At 40.2% G+C, this 17,399-nt stretch carries 19 protein-coding genes; 13 read left to right on the top strand and 6 right to left on the bottom strand.

Translation table 11 applies throughout. The annotated features are described in order from the left end of the window. The first annotated feature begins 13 nt into the window (after positions 1-13). On the top strand, positions 14-745 hold the full coding sequence (locus tag KHA99_RS06325; RefSeq protein ID WP_213116547.1) for a hypothetical protein: 732 nt from the start codon (positions 14-16) through the stop codon (positions 743-745). Between the two features lie 20 nt (positions 746-765). After that, positions 766-1,845 carry an alpha/beta fold hydrolase gene (locus tag KHA99_RS06320; protein WP_213116546.1) on the top strand — a complete coding sequence of 360 codons (1,080 nt, stop codon included), beginning with the start codon at positions 766-768 and terminating at the stop codon, positions 1,843-1,845. A gap of 72 nt (positions 1,846-1,917) precedes the next feature. Here the strand turns inward: KHA99_RS06320 and KHA99_RS06315 are convergent, their stop codons facing one another. Beyond that, positions 1,918-2,700: an alpha/beta fold hydrolase gene (locus tag KHA99_RS06315; protein WP_213116545.1), complete on the bottom strand. Its 783-nt coding sequence runs from the start codon at positions 2,698-2,700 to the stop codon at positions 1,918-1,920. Positions 2,701-2,846: 146 nt separating this feature from the next. On the opposite strand from KHA99_RS06315, the gene phaQ reads away from it, so the two are divergent. The 4 genes from phaQ to yjcZ all read left to right on the top strand — a co-directional run bounded on the left by phaQ (position 2,847) and on the right by yjcZ (position 4,353). Further along, entirely contained in the window at positions 2,847-3,296 is a 450-nt protein-coding gene (gene phaQ / locus KHA99_RS06310) for a poly-beta-hydroxybutyrate-responsive repressor (protein ID WP_213116544.1), read from the top strand. Then, positions 3,265-3,867 (top strand): polyhydroxyalkanoic acid inclusion protein PhaP, encoded by a 603-nt coding sequence (gene phaP, locus KHA99_RS06305; protein WP_213116543.1) that lies wholly within the window; start codon positions 3,265-3,267, stop codon positions 3,865-3,867. The genes phaQ and phaP overlap by 32 nt, the downstream gene beginning before the upstream one ends. A gap of 228 nt (positions 3,868-4,095) precedes the next feature. Next, the gene (locus KHA99_RS06300) at positions 4,096-4,191 is read left to right on the top strand and encodes a YjcZ family sporulation protein (protein WP_213116542.1); all 96 of its coding nucleotides are present in this window, start codon (positions 4,096-4,098) and stop codon (positions 4,189-4,191) included. Between the two features lie 21 nt (positions 4,192-4,212). Then, positions 4,213-4,353 carry a sporulation protein YjcZ gene (gene yjcZ, locus KHA99_RS06295; protein ID WP_213116541.1) on the top strand — a complete coding sequence of 47 codons (141 nt, stop codon included), beginning with the start codon at positions 4,213-4,215 and terminating at the stop codon, positions 4,351-4,353. 137 nt (positions 4,354-4,490) lie between these two features. Here yjcZ and KHA99_RS06290 read toward each other — a convergent pair whose 3' ends face one another. Together KHA99_RS06290 and KHA99_RS06285 are read right to left on the bottom strand one after the other, a co-directional pair. Beyond that, entirely contained in the window at positions 4,491-6,215 is a 1,725-nt protein-coding gene (locus KHA99_RS06290; RefSeq protein WP_213116540.1) for an AAA family ATPase, read from the bottom strand. 131 nt (positions 6,216-6,346) lie between these two features. Next, positions 6,347-6,607 carry a hypothetical protein gene (locus tag KHA99_RS06285; RefSeq protein ID WP_213116539.1) on the bottom strand — a complete coding sequence of 87 codons (261 nt, stop codon included), beginning with the start codon at positions 6,605-6,607 and terminating at the stop codon, positions 6,347-6,349. Positions 6,608-6,775: 168 nt separating this feature from the next. Between KHA99_RS06285 and KHA99_RS06280 the strand changes: the two genes are divergently transcribed. From KHA99_RS06280 to KHA99_RS06270, 3 genes are all read left to right on the top strand, one after another. Beyond that, on the top strand, positions 6,776-8,356 hold the full coding sequence (locus KHA99_RS06280) for a peptide chain release factor 3 (RefSeq protein ID WP_213116538.1): 1,581 nt from the start codon (positions 6,776-6,778) through the stop codon (positions 8,354-8,356). Positions 8,357-8,641: 285 nt separating this feature from the next. Then, positions 8,642-9,388, top strand: a complete 747-nt coding sequence (gene sigI, locus KHA99_RS06275) for an RNA polymerase sigma factor SigI (RefSeq protein WP_213116537.1) — start codon at positions 8,642-8,644, stop codon at positions 9,386-9,388. After that, complete coding sequence (locus tag KHA99_RS06270) at positions 9,385-10,458, top strand: anti-sigma factor domain-containing protein (RefSeq protein WP_213116536.1); 1,074 nt, start codon at positions 9,385-9,387, stop codon at positions 10,456-10,458. Before sigI ends, KHA99_RS06270 begins: the two co-directional genes overlap by 4 nt. A 61-nt stretch (positions 10,459-10,519) precedes the next feature. Here the strand turns inward: KHA99_RS06270 and KHA99_RS06265 are convergent, their stop codons facing one another. Further along, positions 10,520-10,714, bottom strand: a complete 195-nt coding sequence (locus KHA99_RS06265; protein WP_213116535.1) for an alpha/beta-type small acid-soluble spore protein — start codon at positions 10,712-10,714, stop codon at positions 10,520-10,522. A gap of 107 nt (positions 10,715-10,821) precedes the next feature. Next, positions 10,822-11,175 carry a DUF3905 domain-containing protein gene (locus KHA99_RS06260; RefSeq protein ID WP_213116534.1) on the bottom strand — a complete coding sequence of 118 codons (354 nt, stop codon included), beginning with the start codon at positions 11,173-11,175 and terminating at the stop codon, positions 10,822-10,824. A gap of 134 nt (positions 11,176-11,309) precedes the next feature. Between KHA99_RS06260 and ykzP the strand changes: the two genes are divergently transcribed. Together ykzP and ykzE are read left to right on the top strand one after the other, a co-directional pair. After that, a complete protein-coding gene (ykzP, locus tag KHA99_RS06255; RefSeq protein ID WP_213116533.1) occupies positions 11,310-11,471 on the top strand; it encodes a protein YkzP in 162 nt (53 codons plus the stop codon). Position 11,472: 1 nt separating this feature from the next. Beyond that, the gene (gene ykzE, locus KHA99_RS31150; RefSeq protein WP_261363767.1) at positions 11,473-11,598 is read left to right on the top strand and encodes a protein YkzE; all 126 of its coding nucleotides are present in this window, start codon (positions 11,473-11,475) and stop codon (positions 11,596-11,598) included. A 33-nt stretch (positions 11,599-11,631) separates the two neighbouring features. Here the strand turns inward: ykzE and KHA99_RS06250 are convergent, their stop codons facing one another. Beyond that, entirely contained in the window at positions 11,632-13,374 is a 1,743-nt protein-coding gene (locus KHA99_RS06250; RefSeq protein WP_213116532.1) for a B12-binding domain-containing radical SAM protein, read from the bottom strand. Between the two features lie 461 nt (positions 13,375-13,835). Between KHA99_RS06250 and KHA99_RS06245 the strand changes: the two genes are divergently transcribed. Together KHA99_RS06245 and KHA99_RS06240 are read left to right on the top strand one after the other, a co-directional pair. Next, on the top strand, positions 13,836-14,849 hold the full coding sequence (locus tag KHA99_RS06245; protein ID WP_213116531.1) for a 2-oxoacid:acceptor oxidoreductase family protein: 1,014 nt from the start codon (positions 13,836-13,838) through the stop codon (positions 14,847-14,849). Then, complete coding sequence (locus tag KHA99_RS06240) at positions 14,849-17,143, top strand: thiamine pyrophosphate-dependent enzyme (RefSeq protein ID WP_213116530.1); 2,295 nt, start codon at positions 14,849-14,851, stop codon at positions 17,141-17,143. The genes KHA99_RS06245 and KHA99_RS06240 overlap by 1 nt, the downstream gene beginning before the upstream one ends. Positions 17,144-17,399: the final 256 nt, after the last annotated feature.

Genomic DNA, 17,399 nt, shown 5'->3' with positions numbered 1-17,399 from the left:
GGAGTGAGGCGGCATGTCTAAAGAAAAAACCTATGATCTATTTGCAGGTTATAAACTGCTAAGTGAAATGTGGGAAAAACAATTAATGGATCTTTTATTTAAGGCGACTGACAACAAAGAATTTGTCCGCACGGCAAATATAGGACTTGACCTGCATTCGCGATATATGGAAAGGGTGCGAAAAAATCAGGAGTTTATCGCTGCATTAATGAATATTCCAACCAAGAAGGATGTCGCAAACGCGGCAAAAATGTCGATTCAGGCTGAAGAAAAATTTGATAGTTTAGAAGAACAGGTATGGAATTTGCAAGACGGTTTGGCAAGCTTTAGTAAAGAAAATTTGACCTTCCTTCAAGAAATAATCAACACTATCAATCAAATGAAAGCTGAATCACTGAAAACAAAAGCAGAGCTGGCAGAAACGAAAAAAATTAAGACAGATCTTCAAGATTTACGGCAGGGTTTGGTTGATATCAAAATCCTCCAGGTGAACCTCCAAGAAATGTGCAAGGAGCTTGAGGGACTAAAGGTAATTCAAGCAGAACTTAAAGATTCTCTCACCCATCAAGAACCGCCAAAAACGGATCGCGGTTTGGAGGAACTAAGGCAGGAGATTGCGCAATTGGCTGAAATAAAAAGCGAAATTGCCTCATTAAAGGAATTAATGGGAAAAGAGAAAGAAAGAAAACAAAAAAAGGAACCGGAAAAAGAGCTGGTCCTGCCAGGGGCCAGCACTACAAAATAACGTGAAGGGGGTATTGGTAAATGAGTGCTAGAGTTTCGACAAAAAGTTTTTTACCGCTTTTAAATATCGAGAAGGAAACGAAACGATGGAATCAGCTTTATAAAGTCATGACTGAGCCAAAGCCGGATATCATCCCTACACCGAGAAAATGTGTATGGAAAAAAAATAAAACTACTTTATGGTATCATCCTGCAAAGGAAAAGAAGCATGCCGTACCAGTATTTCTTGTATATTCGCTTTTGAACAAAGTGTACATTTTGGATGTAGGAGAAGGCAGCAGCGTGGTTGGCGGTTTAACGGAAAGAGGATACGATGTTTACCTGCTGGATTGGGGTACTCCGGGCCTGGAAGATGCTGATCTTACTTTAGAAAACTATATTATTGATTATTTGGAAAACGCACTAAAACGAGCGATAAGACATTCTGGTGCAAAAGAAATGTCCTTAATGGGATATTGTTTAGGCGGGACAATGGCCGCTATTCTTGCCTCTATTACAAGTCTGCCAATTAAGAATTTAGTACTAGCCGCAGTCCCGATTGATTTTAGCATAGGGACTGTACCGCAAAAATGGCTGGATGGGATTCAAAATGGTGAGCTAAGCTTTGACCGCTTTGCCAATGCTTATCAAACCCTTCCATCCGAGTTCCTTTACTTGATGTTTAAGCTGATCACACCGTTAAACGCGGCCACAATGGCCAACCTATATACCCGCGCTCATGATGAGATATATGTTGAAAAGTGGCGCCGGATGGATAAGTGGACGAAGGATGCTCAGGCATTTACGGGTGCCGCCTTTAAGCAATTTTTTAATGATTTTTATAAAGAAAACAAATTATTAAAAGGTGAATTAGTGATGGATGGAAGGAAAGTAGATTTGAAGAATATTAAATGCCCGTTGTTTGTGTTCTCTTGTTCCCGCGATACATTAATTGCTGAAAAGCAAAGTCTGCCGATCATGGACCTTGTTTCAAGTGAAGATAAGACATATGAAGTATATGAAGGCGGCCATGTTTCTCTCGTGCTCACAGGGGTTTTCGCAGAAATAATGGACCCATGGTTATCCACTCGTTCACATGATTTACAAGAAATCCGTTCATAATTTCCAAGGACGAGAATAAATTTATTAACGGGAAGAACGGAGTGGGGGCCCCATCCTTCCCGCTAATATAAATTATCCGGCATTTCGATGCTGGTTGAGGAATTCACGCAAGAGAAGGTTAAACCGGTCTTTTGCTTCGAGTTTGGCAAGATGGCCGGTATTCCTCATAATAATGAATTTAGAGTTTGGTATTAACTTATGCATCCATGCCTGTATCCAAACCGGCAATACAGAATCATACTGTCCGCCGATTATAAGGGTTGGCACTTCAATTGTTGGCAGTAATGATAAATTATTCACTTCTAGGCAAGCTTTCAATGATTCAATAAAAATCTCATGTTTAGGTCGAAAAAGTTGGTTGAATTGTTCAACAGTTTCCTTATCCCAGGAATACAGGGCCATTCGGGCTAAATATTCTGATTCCTTCCCGGCAGAAGCGACTTTTTGAAACTTTGCTTTTCGATTTTCGAATAGTAGGCGTTTGAGTTTATTTGGAAAGTAGTGGAATGTACTTACTAGCATGAGAGAACGGCAGATTGAGGGCGACTGGCGGTAGATTTCCTGTGCAACGGCTCCACCCATTGATAATCCAACAATGTGAGCGTTTTCAATTTTTAACTCCTTTAATAGGCTGATAATGTCTGCAGCAAAATTCTGAATCGTGATTCCATAGGTCTTGGTACACTCCCCGTGGCCTCTTAGGTCTGGAATAATTAATTCATATTCATCGGCAAATTCAAATTGGTGCTGCCACCCCTCCTTTATCTCACCAAGACCATGAATAAACACTAATGGCTCGCCTTTACCTAAATGTAAATAAGGAACACCCAATTTGCTAACCTTTGCTTTTTCCATTTTACACCACCTTTCATTTTTAATAGTTTATATCCAAGTTGGTAAAATTGTAAACAGGTTTACTCAGCTTTTAGTAATATTTATTGACAAGATTGACAAAATATTACTGATAGGTGTAAAATACATATAGGTGAGGTGATAAAGACATGGTAAACCAAGATAATCAATCAGTCAATCCATCAAAAAATTTTGTGCTGCCATTTATTTTATTGCTTCTTAGCAGGGTTTCTCTGCATGGGTATGAATTGAGTCAAAAGCTGGAGTCATTTGGCTTTAAAACTTTGGATCAAGGAAACCTGTACAGAATGTTAAGACAATTAGAAAAAGAGGATTTGGTTTCATCTGAATGGGATACTACTGGTGCAGGTCCAGCCAAAAGAAGGTATTCCATTACAAAAGCTGGTATTACATACTTAAAAGGATATGCCAATCAACTAGAAACGTATCAATCACTCCTCGATCAATTTTTCAAAATGTATACCAGTGTCCTTGAGCTCTATATTCCTTCTTTCCAAAAGAAGGATGCAATAGAGAAAGTAAATAATCGTAAGAGGAGGAAGGACGATGGCGCAGAAGAAGATCGAAGCGATTCCTGAAGTCGACGTAAAAACAGTTCCACAAGCTGCGGAGGAATCTATTGCTGAAGTTTCGTTTGTGAACACTTTTTGGGAACAATATGAGCTTTCCCAGGAACGGGCACGGAAGCTAAGGGAGAGCCGGGAGGATGCCTACCTTAATTCTGTAAAGGAAGTCATCAAGTTCAATAAGCAATATAGAAAATCCGTCGCGAAATTATATGACCAGGCAAGAAAAACAAACAAAGAAATGGTATCTGAGGTTGCCCAACAAGTTAATTTTCGTAAAGAGGATGCAAAGGATGAGGCAGTGCCAAATAACGATCGGGAAGAGCTTAAAAAGCAGCTTAGCGAGGTTTCCAGCCAATTAGAGATATTGGCTTTGACCCCAGTTAAAACCTTTTTCCAATTTGTCGAACAAATGGAAGACAATTTTGTGAAAAATACTGAAGCAGGCATTGGCTTTGCTCGCGAGCGCAGAAATGCGTGGCTGCAAGTTAGAAAGGAATACGTTAAATTGGCACGTAATACCCATCTTGATTTAGTTGAACGCGGGAAGAATAGTTTGAAAGAGCTTGTTAAATCGAATTAACTACTAGCATATCGCAGCAAAGGATTATCACAGAATGTGTATATACTTGAATTAAAGCCGCACTCTCTATTTTACAGGGAGATGTGGCTTTTTTACTTTAAGCCCAATTTCTTTCTAAGAATGGGCTTTTCCTTTTTTACAAATCTGGGTAATAGGGATAAGTGTCTATTGCACATTTTTATCTAGGTGAATAGGATATATGGAATTCAAAAAAGGAGGTAATGTTAAATGACTGGTGTAGCAGGTGGCTACGGAGCAGGATTTGCCCTAATCGTGGTTCTGTTCATTTTATTAATCATTGTAGGGGCTTCTTGGGTTATATAAAAATATAAGGAGGTAAAAAGTATGTTTGGATATGGCGGTTTTGGCGGCTACGGCTATGGCGGCTGTGGCTACGGCGGCTTTGGCTATGGCTGTGGTGGCTTCACTTTAATCGTGGTGTTATTTATCCTCTTGATTATTGTAGGAGCAGCTTGCTACTATTAAGAAAATGAATGGGTAATTAGCCCAAAAAACCCGCTCGGTTTCCCAAGCGGGTTTTGCCTGTTAGCTAAAAGGAAAGTATAAATTCAACTACGCCTCTGTCCTCGTCCTATCGGACTCGCCAATCGGCAAGTTTTCATTTATCCAGCTACATTCATATTCGCACAAACGATTTCTTCGACTTCATGCCCTTCCAAAGTTTCTTTTTTTAATAAGGCATCCACCAATTGTAAATACTGCACTTGATGGCTTTCGATTAATTTTTCTGCTTTCTCTATACCCTCTGCAAACAGTTCTTGCATTTTGATTTCTTTATCCGGTTTACTAAAGGTTAACGTAAAGCCGTCCTGAAGCATTCCAATTTCAACCATTTGTTCAATAATATGTTTAGCCTGTTGCACATCACCGGATACACCGATACTGTGTTCACCTAGAAACATCCTTTCGGCGGTACCGCCGGCTAATATCATGGCAACTCGGTCAAGCAGGTCGCTTGTTGTAGATAAATTTAATTCTTTTGGAATTGGTGCTACATACCCCAAGGCTTCACCCCGTGGAATAATTGTCGCTTTTCTGACTGAACCCGGTTTTGTTACAGAAGCAACAAGGGCGTGCCCGGCTTCGTGGATGGCTACCCGCCGCTTTGTCTCATGATCCTGCAACGACCGTGAAGTACTTCCTAAAATGGTTCGGTCAAGAGCATAATCTAGGTCCTGTTTTTGAATCATATCACGCCCATTACGGACTGCATGACGGCTTGCTGATTCAAATAATGAAAACAGCTCTGCTCCGGAAAACCCGGAAGTACTTTCCGCTAAATCATCTAATGACGTAAGGACATTTTTGGCAATCGCTTTTCCTTTTGAATGAATTTCAATGATTTCCCTGCGACCTTTTGTATCAGGCAGAGGAACATGGAATGAGAAATCAATCCTCCCGGGACGCAAGAATGCTTCATCAAGCATATCTTTTCTGTTTGTAGCGGCAATAAATAAAATGCCGTCATTGGAATGGCCGCCGTCAAGCTGGACAAGAAGTTCAGTTAATGTTTTTTCTCCTTCTTCGCCGCCATGGGCTTTACGTCTGCCGGCAAGGGCATCTACTTCATCGATAAAAATGACAGCAGGACGCTGTTTTCTGGCCGCCTGAAACAATGAGCGGACACGGCTTGCACCGACGCCGACAAATAATTCATTAAACGCCGACCCGCTGGCAGAGAAAAACGAAGCATTCAGCTCATGGGCGATTGCTTGCGCAAGCAAGGTTTTTCCGGTTCCAGGAGGTCCGTATAACAGGATTCCTTTCGGCGGTTTAATCCCAAGCTTTAACGCTCTTTCCTTATCCTTTAAAGTTGTTAAAGTTTGCAATATCTCTTCTTTCATTTCATCGCCTAGACCGCCTACATCCTTTAAACTGATGTTTGGCAGAGGGCGGGCCTTTGCGACGCTGTTTTTCATGGAATTTCCTAAGCCGATGCCGCCCTTTCTTTTTTGGACAGTGTAGACAGCACCTCCTAATAAAAGAAGGACTCCAGCCATGATCCATTTACCATAGCGGCTGCTAGATGAAAAGGAATATTTGATATTATATTTCTCAACCAGTTTATCCACCATTTGGCTATTAGGGGGAACTTGGGAAACATATTCAGATTTTCCTGCTTTTATAAAGAGACTTCCATCGGATTGTTCAGTTAGGGTGACTGTTTTTCCGTTTTGCTCTTGAATAATTGTTTCTACAGACGAAAACGGAATAGATACTTGGTTAGTAGTTGATTGAACGAACCAAATAATTCCGCCAATCACTATAATAAATGCAGCGAACAGCGGAAAGAATTTTTTTGAAACTGTTTTTTTGCTTTGATTCATGGGCTATTCCTCCTTTAACAGAAGTACAACCTCTATTATAAAGGGATTTCCAATAAAATGGATGTGGGAATCGATGGAAGCTGATCGAAGAAAAAACACTTCCCATAAAAAACAGGAAGTGCTGCTCAAAATTAGGATAATAGCCGAAGATGGGGAATAATGGGTGTGAGAACGCTTTGCGCTAGAACACCGATGCTGACGCCAATGCTCGATGCCTTTTTCCATTTAAATACATGAACCTCTTCAGCTTTACCTTCATATAAAAATACAAGCTGCTCAGCTTCTTCGGCAATCCCGATTTTTTTAAAGGGAATCTTGTTTTGTTCCAGCACGATTTCAAATGCCTTTTGCAATAAATTTAATGTTTGTCGATCAAATTTTGTAATTTCCATAAATCCTCCCAAAATCATCAATTATGTATATATTTATTATAGTCATTATTTCAGCCCGATTAAAGAAAATCTCAATTGTCTATTATTGAAATATTGCAAAGTAAACGTTTGAGCGATAAGATTGAAGTTATGGAAAAAACTTAGGCTGTTAAAAGAGAGGAAGACATAATGGGAAACGATTTTAAAAAAGAAGTATTATCGCGCCGTACATTTGCGATTATCTCGCATCCGGATGCGGGTAAAACAACCTTAACGGAAAAATTGCTATTGTTTGGCGGCGCAATCCGCGATGCCGGAACAGTAAAGGCAAAGAAGACAGGAAAATTTGCCACTAGTGACTGGATGGAAATTGAAAAGCAACGGGGAATTTCTGTTACCTCCAGTGTCATGCAATTTGATTATAGCGGTTTTCGCGTCAATATTTTAGATACTCCTGGACACCAGGATTTTAGTGAAGATACGTATAGGACCTTAATGGCAGTTGACAGTGCCGTGATGATTGTGGATTCGGCGAAAGGAATCGAGGATCAGACCATTAAGCTTTTCAAGGTTTGCCGGATGCGGGGAATTCCTATTTTTACGTTTATTAATAAACTTGACCGCCAAGGAAAACCACCGCTAGAACTTCTGGCAGAACTGGAAGAAGTTCTGGGAATTGAATCCTACCCTATGAATTGGCCAATTGGAATGGGAAAAGAGTTCTTGGGAATTTACGACAGATATTATAATCGGGTAGAACAATTCCGGGTTGATGAAGATGCACGCTATATTCCCTTAAATGATGATGGAGAAATTGATGGTGATCACAAGCTGAAATCTTCAGGTCTTTATGAGCAGACACTAGAGGAAATCATGCTGTTAAATGAAGCGGGAAATGATTTTTCTGCTGAAAAAGTGGCAGCAGGAAGCCTGACACCTGTGTTCTTCGGAAGTGCATTGACGAATTTCGGGGTCCAGACATTTCTAGAGACTTACCTGCAATTTGCGCCGCCTCCTAAGGCGAGAAATTCATCTATTGGGGAAATTGATCCGCTTTCCGACCAATTTTCCGGTTTTATTTTTAAAATTCAAGCGAATATGAATCCCGCACACCGGGACCGGATTGCTTTCGTACGAATTTGTTCTGGAAAATTTGAAAGAGGAATGACGGTAAACGTTCCACGGCTTGATAAGCAATTAAAGCTTTCTCAATCCACTTCCTTTATGGCAGAAGAACGAAATACAGTGGAAGAAGCAGTCAGTGGAGATATCATCGGTTTATATGATACGGGAACTTACCAAATCGGCGATACGCTTACCACGGGTAAGAACAATTTTCAATATGAGAGGCTTCCGCAGTTTACCCCGGAGCTTTACGTCAGGGTATCTGCCAAGAACGTTATGAAGCAGAAGTCCTTTTATAAAGGGCTGCATCAGCTTGTTCAGGAAGGTGCTATACAGCTCTTTAAAACCGTTAAAACAGACGAGTATTTATTAGGGGCTGTAGGTCAGCTGCAGTTTGAAGTATTCGAGCACAGAATGAGGAATGAATACAATGCCGAGGTTTTAATGGAACGAATGGGTTCAAAAATTGCCCGCTGGATTGATCAGGACGAGGTTGATGAAAATCTGTCTAGCACAAGAAGCCTTCTCGTGAAGGATCGTTATGAGCATTATGTATTTTTATTTGAGAACGATTTTGCATTACGGTGGTTCCAGGAGAAAAATCCGAATGTAAAGCTTTATAATCCAATGGACCAGCATGAATAAAATCCAAAAAATTAAGGCTGCCTCGGACGAGGCAGCCTTAATTTTTTTATTGTCCAGCTGCAAAAGGGATACTTCGTCAGCATAGGCTTCGCTTTTCTTATTGGGAAAATTTTTTAAAAACCCCCATAAAGAGTATTTCCATATACGTAACATTTATTTAATAAGACATGAACAATAACAAATAAACGAAGGCTCGTGGGCTAAATGCAGTCTTTTCCTATGCTTAACCCCATAAAGACCAAAGCTTGTTCTTATGTTATAATTGGTCGAATAAGAGGTGAGCAAATGCTAGGTTTATTGTTTATGGCTAAAAAGAATAAAAGAACATTAGAAGATACAGTTGCCTTGATTCAGCAAGGTGATAAGTCATTGCTGAATGAACTCATCCAGGCCTATAAACCATTTATCGCTAAAACTGTTTCTTCAGTATGCCGCCGGTATATCTATGAATCCGATGATGAATTTAGCATTGGCCTTATTGCTTTTAATGAGGCGATTGAAAAATATTCAAAAGACCGTGGCAGCTCTTTATTAAGCTTTTCAGAAGTGATTATTAAAAGACGAGTTATTGACTACATCCGAAAGCAAACAAAAAATCAGCACATCAGTATTGATATAACGAATTCCCTCCAAGATGAGGAATTACCTGGAACGGCAATAGTCAATGAGCTTTCCCTTGATGAATATCAGAAAAAGACTGACGAACAGCTAAGAAAAGAGGAAATTATTCATTTTCAATCATTATTAGCTTCATTTGATTTAACCTTTAGCGATTTGGTGGAGAATTCCCCGAAGCATGCAGATGCCAGGAAAAATGCAATCATCGCGGCAAAAAAATTGGTTGACAATGAAGAATTATTTAAATCATTACGCGAAAAGAAGCGGCTGCCTATTAATCAGCTTGAAAAAATGGTAAATGTCTCTAGAAAAACCTTAGAAAGAAATCGCAAATATATTATTGCCATTGCTTTAATTTTATCAAGTGATTATGTGTATATGAAGGATTATATAAAGGGGGTGCTTGATACATGAAAAAGGGAATAATAATGGAAATGGATGATTTTTTTCTCACGCTTTTAACCCCTGAAGGTGAGTTCTTACGGGCTAAGAGACTAAAACAATCCTATTCAATTGGAGAGGAAATAACTTTTTATCCCGTTGAAAGCAAGAATCAATTAAAATATCTATCGTCCATAAAGAAAGTTGCCAAAATGAAAACCGTTTGGGCTGCAGCGGCTGCAATTTTACTATTTTCCGGTTCATTTATTCCAATGTATCAAAATAATAAAGCTTATGCCTATATGTCAATTGATGTGAATCCGAGTATTGAACTAGGAATAAATAAAAAGATGCAGGTTGTGGAATTGACAGGCTATAATCCTGAAGGTAAAAAGATTATTTCCCATTTGGATGATTGGAAGAAACAAGATGTTACGAAGGTGACTGAAGAAATTTTGTCGGAAATAGGTAAAGAAGGGTATTTCAAAACGAATAAGCATGTTATTATTTCAACCGTTCCGACCGGTCATATGGAAAAGAAGGAAGAGCAAAAGCTTGAAACTGATATTAAAGAGATTACCAAAGCTGTTTCCGAGCAGCAGCTAGCATATACTGTTTTATCAGGCACTGAAAAGGATCTTGAAACTGCTCACGAAAAAGGTGTCACTGCTGGTAAATACAAGGCAATAAATAATCCGGTGGCAAAAGAGAAAGTGGAGAATAGTTGGAAAAAGTACAAAAATCATAATAATCCTACTGGTCCGGAAGCAAATGCACCGCCAGGGCAATTAAAGAAACAAATGGAGGAAAATGTTACTCAGGAACCTCCTGCCGTTGATAATACTCCGCAGGCGACCGTAGGCCAATCTCCAGTCGAAGATAAAATCCCACCTGGACAGGCAAAAAAGATGGATGATAACCAACAAAAGCAAAATCCGGGGCAGGCCAAGAAGCAAGCCAATCAACAGGAAATTTCACATGGAAATTCACAAGGAAATTCACATGGAAATTCACATGGAAATTCACAAGGAAATTCACAGGGAAATTCACAGGGAAATCCCAATCCCAAAGGCAAATACCATCATTCAGACAACCAAAATTAAACAAAGAAACAAATAAAAAGAGGCGCTCCATAAGAGCTGCCTCTTTGCCATTTTTATGAAATTATTCACGTCCTGATAATTGTGCCTGTGCCTGCTGGACAAGTCTTTTAGTTATTTCCCCACCGACCGAACCATTGGCTCTAGAAACGGTATCGGATCCCAAATGTACTCCGAATTCTTGGGCTATTTCATATTTAACTTGATCAAGGTATTGTTCAATCCCAGGCACTAATAATTTATTTCTGCTGTTAGCCATATTTTTCACTCCTTATTCTATCCAGAGATTTATTTCTCTGTAAGGGTAGTATTGATTGCTTTGACTTTATTCATAAGTGGAAATGTTTATCGAATCTGGTTAGCTTTTCAATCTGTCCCTTTGCTTACATCCTTGGTGGGATGCATAAAAGGATATGCTTGCGGCTTTCTTTTGCTTTCTAGCAGTTCCCGATTTTCTGCTGTGTTCCAGCCGATATCGTTTGTCGGGTGCACCCACGCATCACCCGACATTATGGCTGGGTCCGTATCCTCTGACCAATTTTCTAGTGGAGAATTTTCTGAGGCATATAAGCTATCTCCAATGACTACTCCGTGCTCATTAACAAATGGCGCTTCCATTTTTATTCCTGTTCCTTCAAAGCTTGGTGCATTTATTTGATGCGGCAAAGTTTCATCGATACTTACTTTCTGTTCAATTTTCTTCCTATTATCTTTTTTCATCCAGCATTCCCCCTGTTTTCATTTATTATTTGCGTAAACCTTTTTTTTATTTATGAAAAATAAGGAAACGAATGATTCCACAAAAATTGCTTAAAACTATCTATGTAACATGAATTTTAAGGAGGTTTTCCAAGATGGCTAAGAGGAAGGCTGAATTTGATGCAGTGGAAAAGTACACCAAAACACCAAAGAAGAATGTCCAGGAAAGTGAATTTTCCGCTGAATTTACCGATAACAATAATGCAATCAGATTTCAAAACCGCAATTCAAAGCTAGGAAAAAAGGGAAGAAGTTAAAATGAAAGGCCGTCGCAAGACCCCGCCAAGAATACCTACAGAGGAATTTAGTGTAGAATTTGGTGATGTAAACGGTATTCCATTGGTTGAAAAAATAAAAAACAGATTTAAGAAAAAACGTACCTAAAAAAGAAAAATAAGCCGGGAGCACCGGCTTATTTTAGATTTTAAAAGGAAATAAGATTGTCTCTAGGTTGGTAGGGTCAAAATACGCCAATAAACCTGAGGACTGGTGGTCTATTTCACCGTTTAGAAAATACTTTGTCAAGTCAAAAGACAAAAGTTCCAGCATGGTATGCTTATAAAGTTCTTTTTCATCAAGCTCAAGTTTGAGAAATTCCGGTCCTAAAAGCTGCGGAGTCTCGGAAATTCGTTTGTAGATTTTCGAACGTTCGCTTTTTTCCAGCCCTGCTTCCCACCAAGGTTTTCTCGGTTTGTATTTATGATGTTTTAAATAATCATATTTCATTAAACCGGAAATAACATCAAGGTTCGGAACCGCCCTCTTGACTAAAAATGAATGTAATCGCCGAAAAAGATCCTCCAACTGATGGCCGATTCTTGACCAGCCCTGTTCATCCCAGTAGGAACCAAAATCCTGAAAGAAATCGAACGGTGAAGGGAAAACATGTGTCACCAGGTATTCAACTGTGTGATCCATACGGTGGTCATTCCAATATTTCTCTAACACATCTTCCACTTGCTTTATTTTAACAATATCGTCAAACGATAGAACATTGTTGCTTAAAATCTCATATGGGGAATGATCCATATATACATAATCATGTTCTGCAGCACGTATACGTACCCCTGTTCCGCGCAGCATTTTTAAAAACCCTAACTGCAGTTCTTCCGGCCTCATTTCAAACACATCGTTGAAGGTCTTCCGGAAGGAGGCATAATCTTCTTCAGGCAGTCCCGCAATAAGATCAAGATGCTGATCGATTTTCCCCCCATCTTTCACCATCGTCACTGTTCTTTTCAGTTTTTCAAAATTTTGCTTTCTTCTCACAAGCTCATTTGTATAGTCATTCGTTGACTGTACACCAATTTCGAAACGGAAAAGTCCTTTTGGTGCCTCTTGGTTAAGAAATTCAATGACTTCCGGCCGCATAATATCGGCAGTAATTTCAAATTGGAACACAGTTCCGGGAAGATGTTCATCAATAAGGAAACGGAACATTTCCATTGCATAGCTTCTGCTAATATTAAAGGTCCGGTCAACAAATTTAATTGTTTTTGCACCGTTTGCCATTAAATAGCGAATATCCTCTTTAATTCGTTCCCGGTCAAAATAGCGGACACCGACTTCGATGGAAGATAGGCAAAATTGACAGCTGAACGGACAGCCTCGGCTTGTTTCGATATAAGTAACCCGTTTCCCCAACTGGGGAATATCCTCAGGAAAGCGGAATGGAGAAGGTAATTCTTTTAAATCAAGCTTATTTCTCTGTGGTGTGCTGGCTAAGTTTCCATTGTCACGATATGCAACTCCATGGACATTTTCGATATTTTTGTTTGTATTAAGCTCCGTCAGCAATTGTTTAAAGGTTTGTTCCCCTTCGCCCATTACGATAAAGTCGATTTCTGAATGTTTTTCCATCCATTCACGTGTGTCGTAGGAAACCTCAGGGCCTCCTAATACAATGATGAGGGAAGGGTCAATTTTCTTAAGCATATTGACGACCTTAAGGGTCTCTTCAATATTCCAAATATAACAGCTAAAACCGATAACATCCGGCTTTTGCTGGTGTAGATCTGAGACAATGTTCATCACCGGATCTTTGATGGTGTATTCCTTTAATATGATATCAAATTCAGGCGCTGCATATGCCTTTAAGAACCTGATGGCCAGATTGGTATGAATGTATTTTGCGTTAAGTGTGGAACAAATGACTTTCATAAAAAAGCTCCTTTTTTAGCTAATAAGAAAGTATAAACTTTCTGTCGAAAGCTTTATACTTTCTTAACGCATAAGTGCAACTACGCCTCATGAACCACCCTTAGGGGCTCGCCAATCGGCGAGTTTTCTTTATAATAAAACAAAATATTATTATAGCTTATTTTAGCCGAAAAGGACAGGGGACAAACCGGTGCCACTTTAGCTTATGCTAAGTTGATTATCAATTGCAATTACTCTGTTATAATACAACGTGAAACCTGTTATATAATTGAAAACAATGAAGATGCTTTGTAAATAAAGAATTTTTTCGATGGATTAAAATGTGTTTTAAAAAAAATGTTTGGATGTTTGATTTTTGTCACAGATTTAAAAAATAATATGGCCTACAATAGCGGTGAGATAAGTTAATTATTTATGTCTTTTTCGGGTAGTTTTATTGAACAAAGAAGGAGAGGGACATTATGTCTATTTTACCGCAAAAAAATGAGCTGGGTTTTTTTGAAATCCGTCTCGAATCAATCGGTGGTCTTGGAGCAAATCTTGCCGGAAAAATGCTGGCGGAAGCAGGGGTATTAGGGCTTGGTTTAAATGGCTCCAACTTTTCGTCGTATGGCTCGGAGAAAAAAGGAACTCCGGTTAAAAGCTTTATCCGCTTTTGTGAACCTAGGGTTGAAATTCGTGACCACAGTCCGATTGAGCAGCCTCATATTGTGGGCGTTTTCCACGAAGCATTGTATAAAACGATTAATGTGGTCAGCGGTTTAAATGCTGACGGTATCGTCTTAGTCAACTCATCAAGGGATTTCGATGATGTGAAACAGGACTTAAAACTGGAATATGGAACATTAGCGATTGTAGATGCTTTAACTATTGCCGTCGAGGAAAAAACGAAAGTAAATACAGCGATGCTCGGGGCGTTATTCCGCATATGTGATTTTTTGGATCCGGACGCCATGAGAAAAGTTATCCGGAAGACATTCGAGAAAAAATACCCGCACTTTGTCGAACCGAATCTGCGTACGTTTGACCGCGGCTATAGTGAAGTTGAATTTAAAACATACCATGTTCCGGAGGATGCCCAAGGTAAAGCCTTTACCCGCCCGCTTCCGCAGCTAGGCTATATGACCCAAGAGCTTGGTGGTGTTATCACCACTCAGGCAAATAGTATATTAAAAGATTTGAGCGGCTCAAGACAAGGCTTCTTGCCAAAGTTTGAACGCGATAAGTGTATAGACTGTGCGGCCTGCGATAACGTTTGTCCAGATTTCTGTTTCGTCTGGGAAGAGGGAGCGGACAAACGCGGCAGAGAGCAAATGTTTCTTAAGGGAATTGACTATCAATATTGCAAGGGCTGCTTAAAATGTGTGGAAGCATGTCCGACAAGTGCTTTATCGGATCTTCGAGAAATGATCGGATACGCAGACGCAAATCGTGTGAAGCAAAACTTTCCTTATGCAGAAGGAGGGAATTTATAATGGCTATTTTAGAGGAAAAATTAACAGCGCAGGTTGGAGCCGAGCAGATTTCGACCTTTGAATCCGGCAATGAAATGGCTGCGATGGCGGCAGCGCAAATCAACTATCATATCATGGGTTATTTCCCGATTACTCCATCTACAGAGGTGGCACAATTTTTAGATCAAATGAAAGCCCGCGGCGAGCATGATATTAAGTTGATTCCGGCAGATGGCGAGCATGGCTCGGCCGGTATTTGCTATGGTGCTGCCGCCACTGGGGCGCGCGTCTTCAATGCAACAAGTGCTAACGGCTTTTTATATATGATTGAACAGCTTCCAGTTCAGGCAGGCACACGATTCCCGATGGTCATGAATCTTGTCACTCGGGCTGTCAGTGGTCCGCTTGATATCCGCGGGGACCACTCAGATCTTTACTTTGGTCTAAATACCGGTTGGGTTATTTTAACGGCAAGAACTCCGCAAGCGGTCTATGACATGAATATTATGGCATTGAAAATTGCCGAACACTCCAAAGTCCGGCTCCCTGTCATTGTTGCATATGATGGATTCTGGACCTCCCACCAAAAACGGAGAGTTCAATACTTCAAGGACCGCCGGGTAGTCCAGCAATTTGTCGGCGAATGCCCGACTGATTACAATTTTATTAGAGATCCGCAAAAACCGGTAACGATCGGTGCCCACATGAACGGCGAAGATTTGATGAACAATCACTTCCAGCAATCCGAAGCTATGTACAATGCTGGAGAGGTATTCAGGGAAGTGTCTGCCGAATATGCAAAACTTTCAGGAAGAGAATATTCTGTTTTGGACTTATACAAAATGGAGGACGCTGAAGTTGCGTTATTCCTATTAAACTCTGCAGCCGAATCGGCAAAGGATGTTGTCGACCAGCTACGCGCCCAAGGAATTAAAGCCGGGGTAATCAGTCCAAATATTATTCGTCCATTCCCGGTTAAAGAAATCCGTGAAGCTCTTAAAAATGTGAAAGCATTATTAGTTGGTGAGCGTGCTGATTCCTATGGTGCACATGGTCCAAACTTAACGCATGAGGTCAAGTCTGCCCTGCAGGATGACAAGAATAATCAAACTATCGTGTTAAGCCGTGTATTCGGAATGGGCGGTAAGGATTTCTATGCAAATGATGCCCAAGAATTCTTTAATATGGCGATTGATGCGATGGAGAAAGGCTATGCAGAAAAACCATTTGATTATTTTGGGCATGTACCGGGAAATCCGGAAAAAATCCTGAAGCCTGTCATCACTCCGCAGCAGGGTGATGCCTATAAATCTGGTTTAATTGAAGTAAAAATGGATGAAGAAACAAATAAATTAAAAGTGAAAATCCCGCCACTGCGGATGCTGACAAATAAGCCGAAAAGAATTGCTTCCGGTCATGGCGCCTGCCCGGGCTGCGGCATATTCGGCGGACTGGAGTTGTTCTTTAAAGGGATTGAAGGGGATATTGTCACTCTATTCCAAACTGGCTGTGCCTACGTTACAACAACTGCCTATCCATATAGCTCGCATAAGCAGACGATGATGCATAACCTGTTCCAGAATGGTGCAGCAACCCTTTCAGGTACTGTTGAGGCCTTCATGGAATTAAAGCGGCGCGGGGAAATTCAAGTGTCTGATGATGCAACATTCGTGATGATTACCGGTGACGGCGGAATGGATATCGGTATGGGATCGGCAATTGGGACGGCACTTCGCGGCCATAAGCTGATTATGCTCGAATACGATAATGAAGGCTATATGAATACCGGGTCACAAATGTCTTATTCAACACCGCTTGGCCATATGACAAGTACTTCTGGTGTGGGAAAAACACAGCAAGGGAAAAGTTTCCACCACAAAGATACAGTACAAATTATGGCTGCGACAAATATCCCTTATGTATTTACTGGTTCAGAAGCATTCCCACAGGATTTGGTTAAAAAAGGTGCGAAAGCCCAGTGGTACGCACAAAATGTCGGACCAGTATACGGAAAACTTTTAATAACCTGTCCATTAAACTGGAAATCCGAGGACCGTTATGGAACAAAAATTCTTGAAGAGGCCGTCAACTCCTGTTTCTTCCCACTGTATGAAGTAGAACAGGGTGTTACCGCTATTACCTATAACCCAGAAGAAAAGAAAAAGCGCGTTCCGGTAACAGAATGGTTTAAATATATGGGGAAAACGAAACATCTCCTCAAAGAAGAAAACAAACATCTAGTAGACGAATTCGAAAGAGAAGTAGAAAAAAGGTGGCAGCGCCTTAAAGCAAAGCATGAAAATCCATGGCTATAAAAATAGAAAAACGCAAAGCAAATTAGCTTTACGCCAAATTGTCGAGAAAGGATATTTTTCTCGACAATTTTTTGTGCTTTTCCAGAATCAACTATCGATATTTTTGATTGCCCCTGCTAATCAACAGACCTCTTCGACAGCATGACTCAAAGCAATTTAGCTTTGCGTTTTTCTTTTTATAGGAAGAAATAAAAAATATTGGCAGAAAAAAGGAATTAACAAGTTTTGTATAGAATATAAGTTTTTAAATTAACGC

This window comes from Neobacillus rhizophilus (genome assembly GCF_018343535.1).
Taxonomy (GTDB): domain Bacteria; phylum Bacillota; class Bacilli; order Bacillales; family Cytobacillaceae; genus Neobacillus; species Neobacillus rhizophilus.
This window is presented reverse-complemented; position numbering and strand designations above follow the sequence as displayed.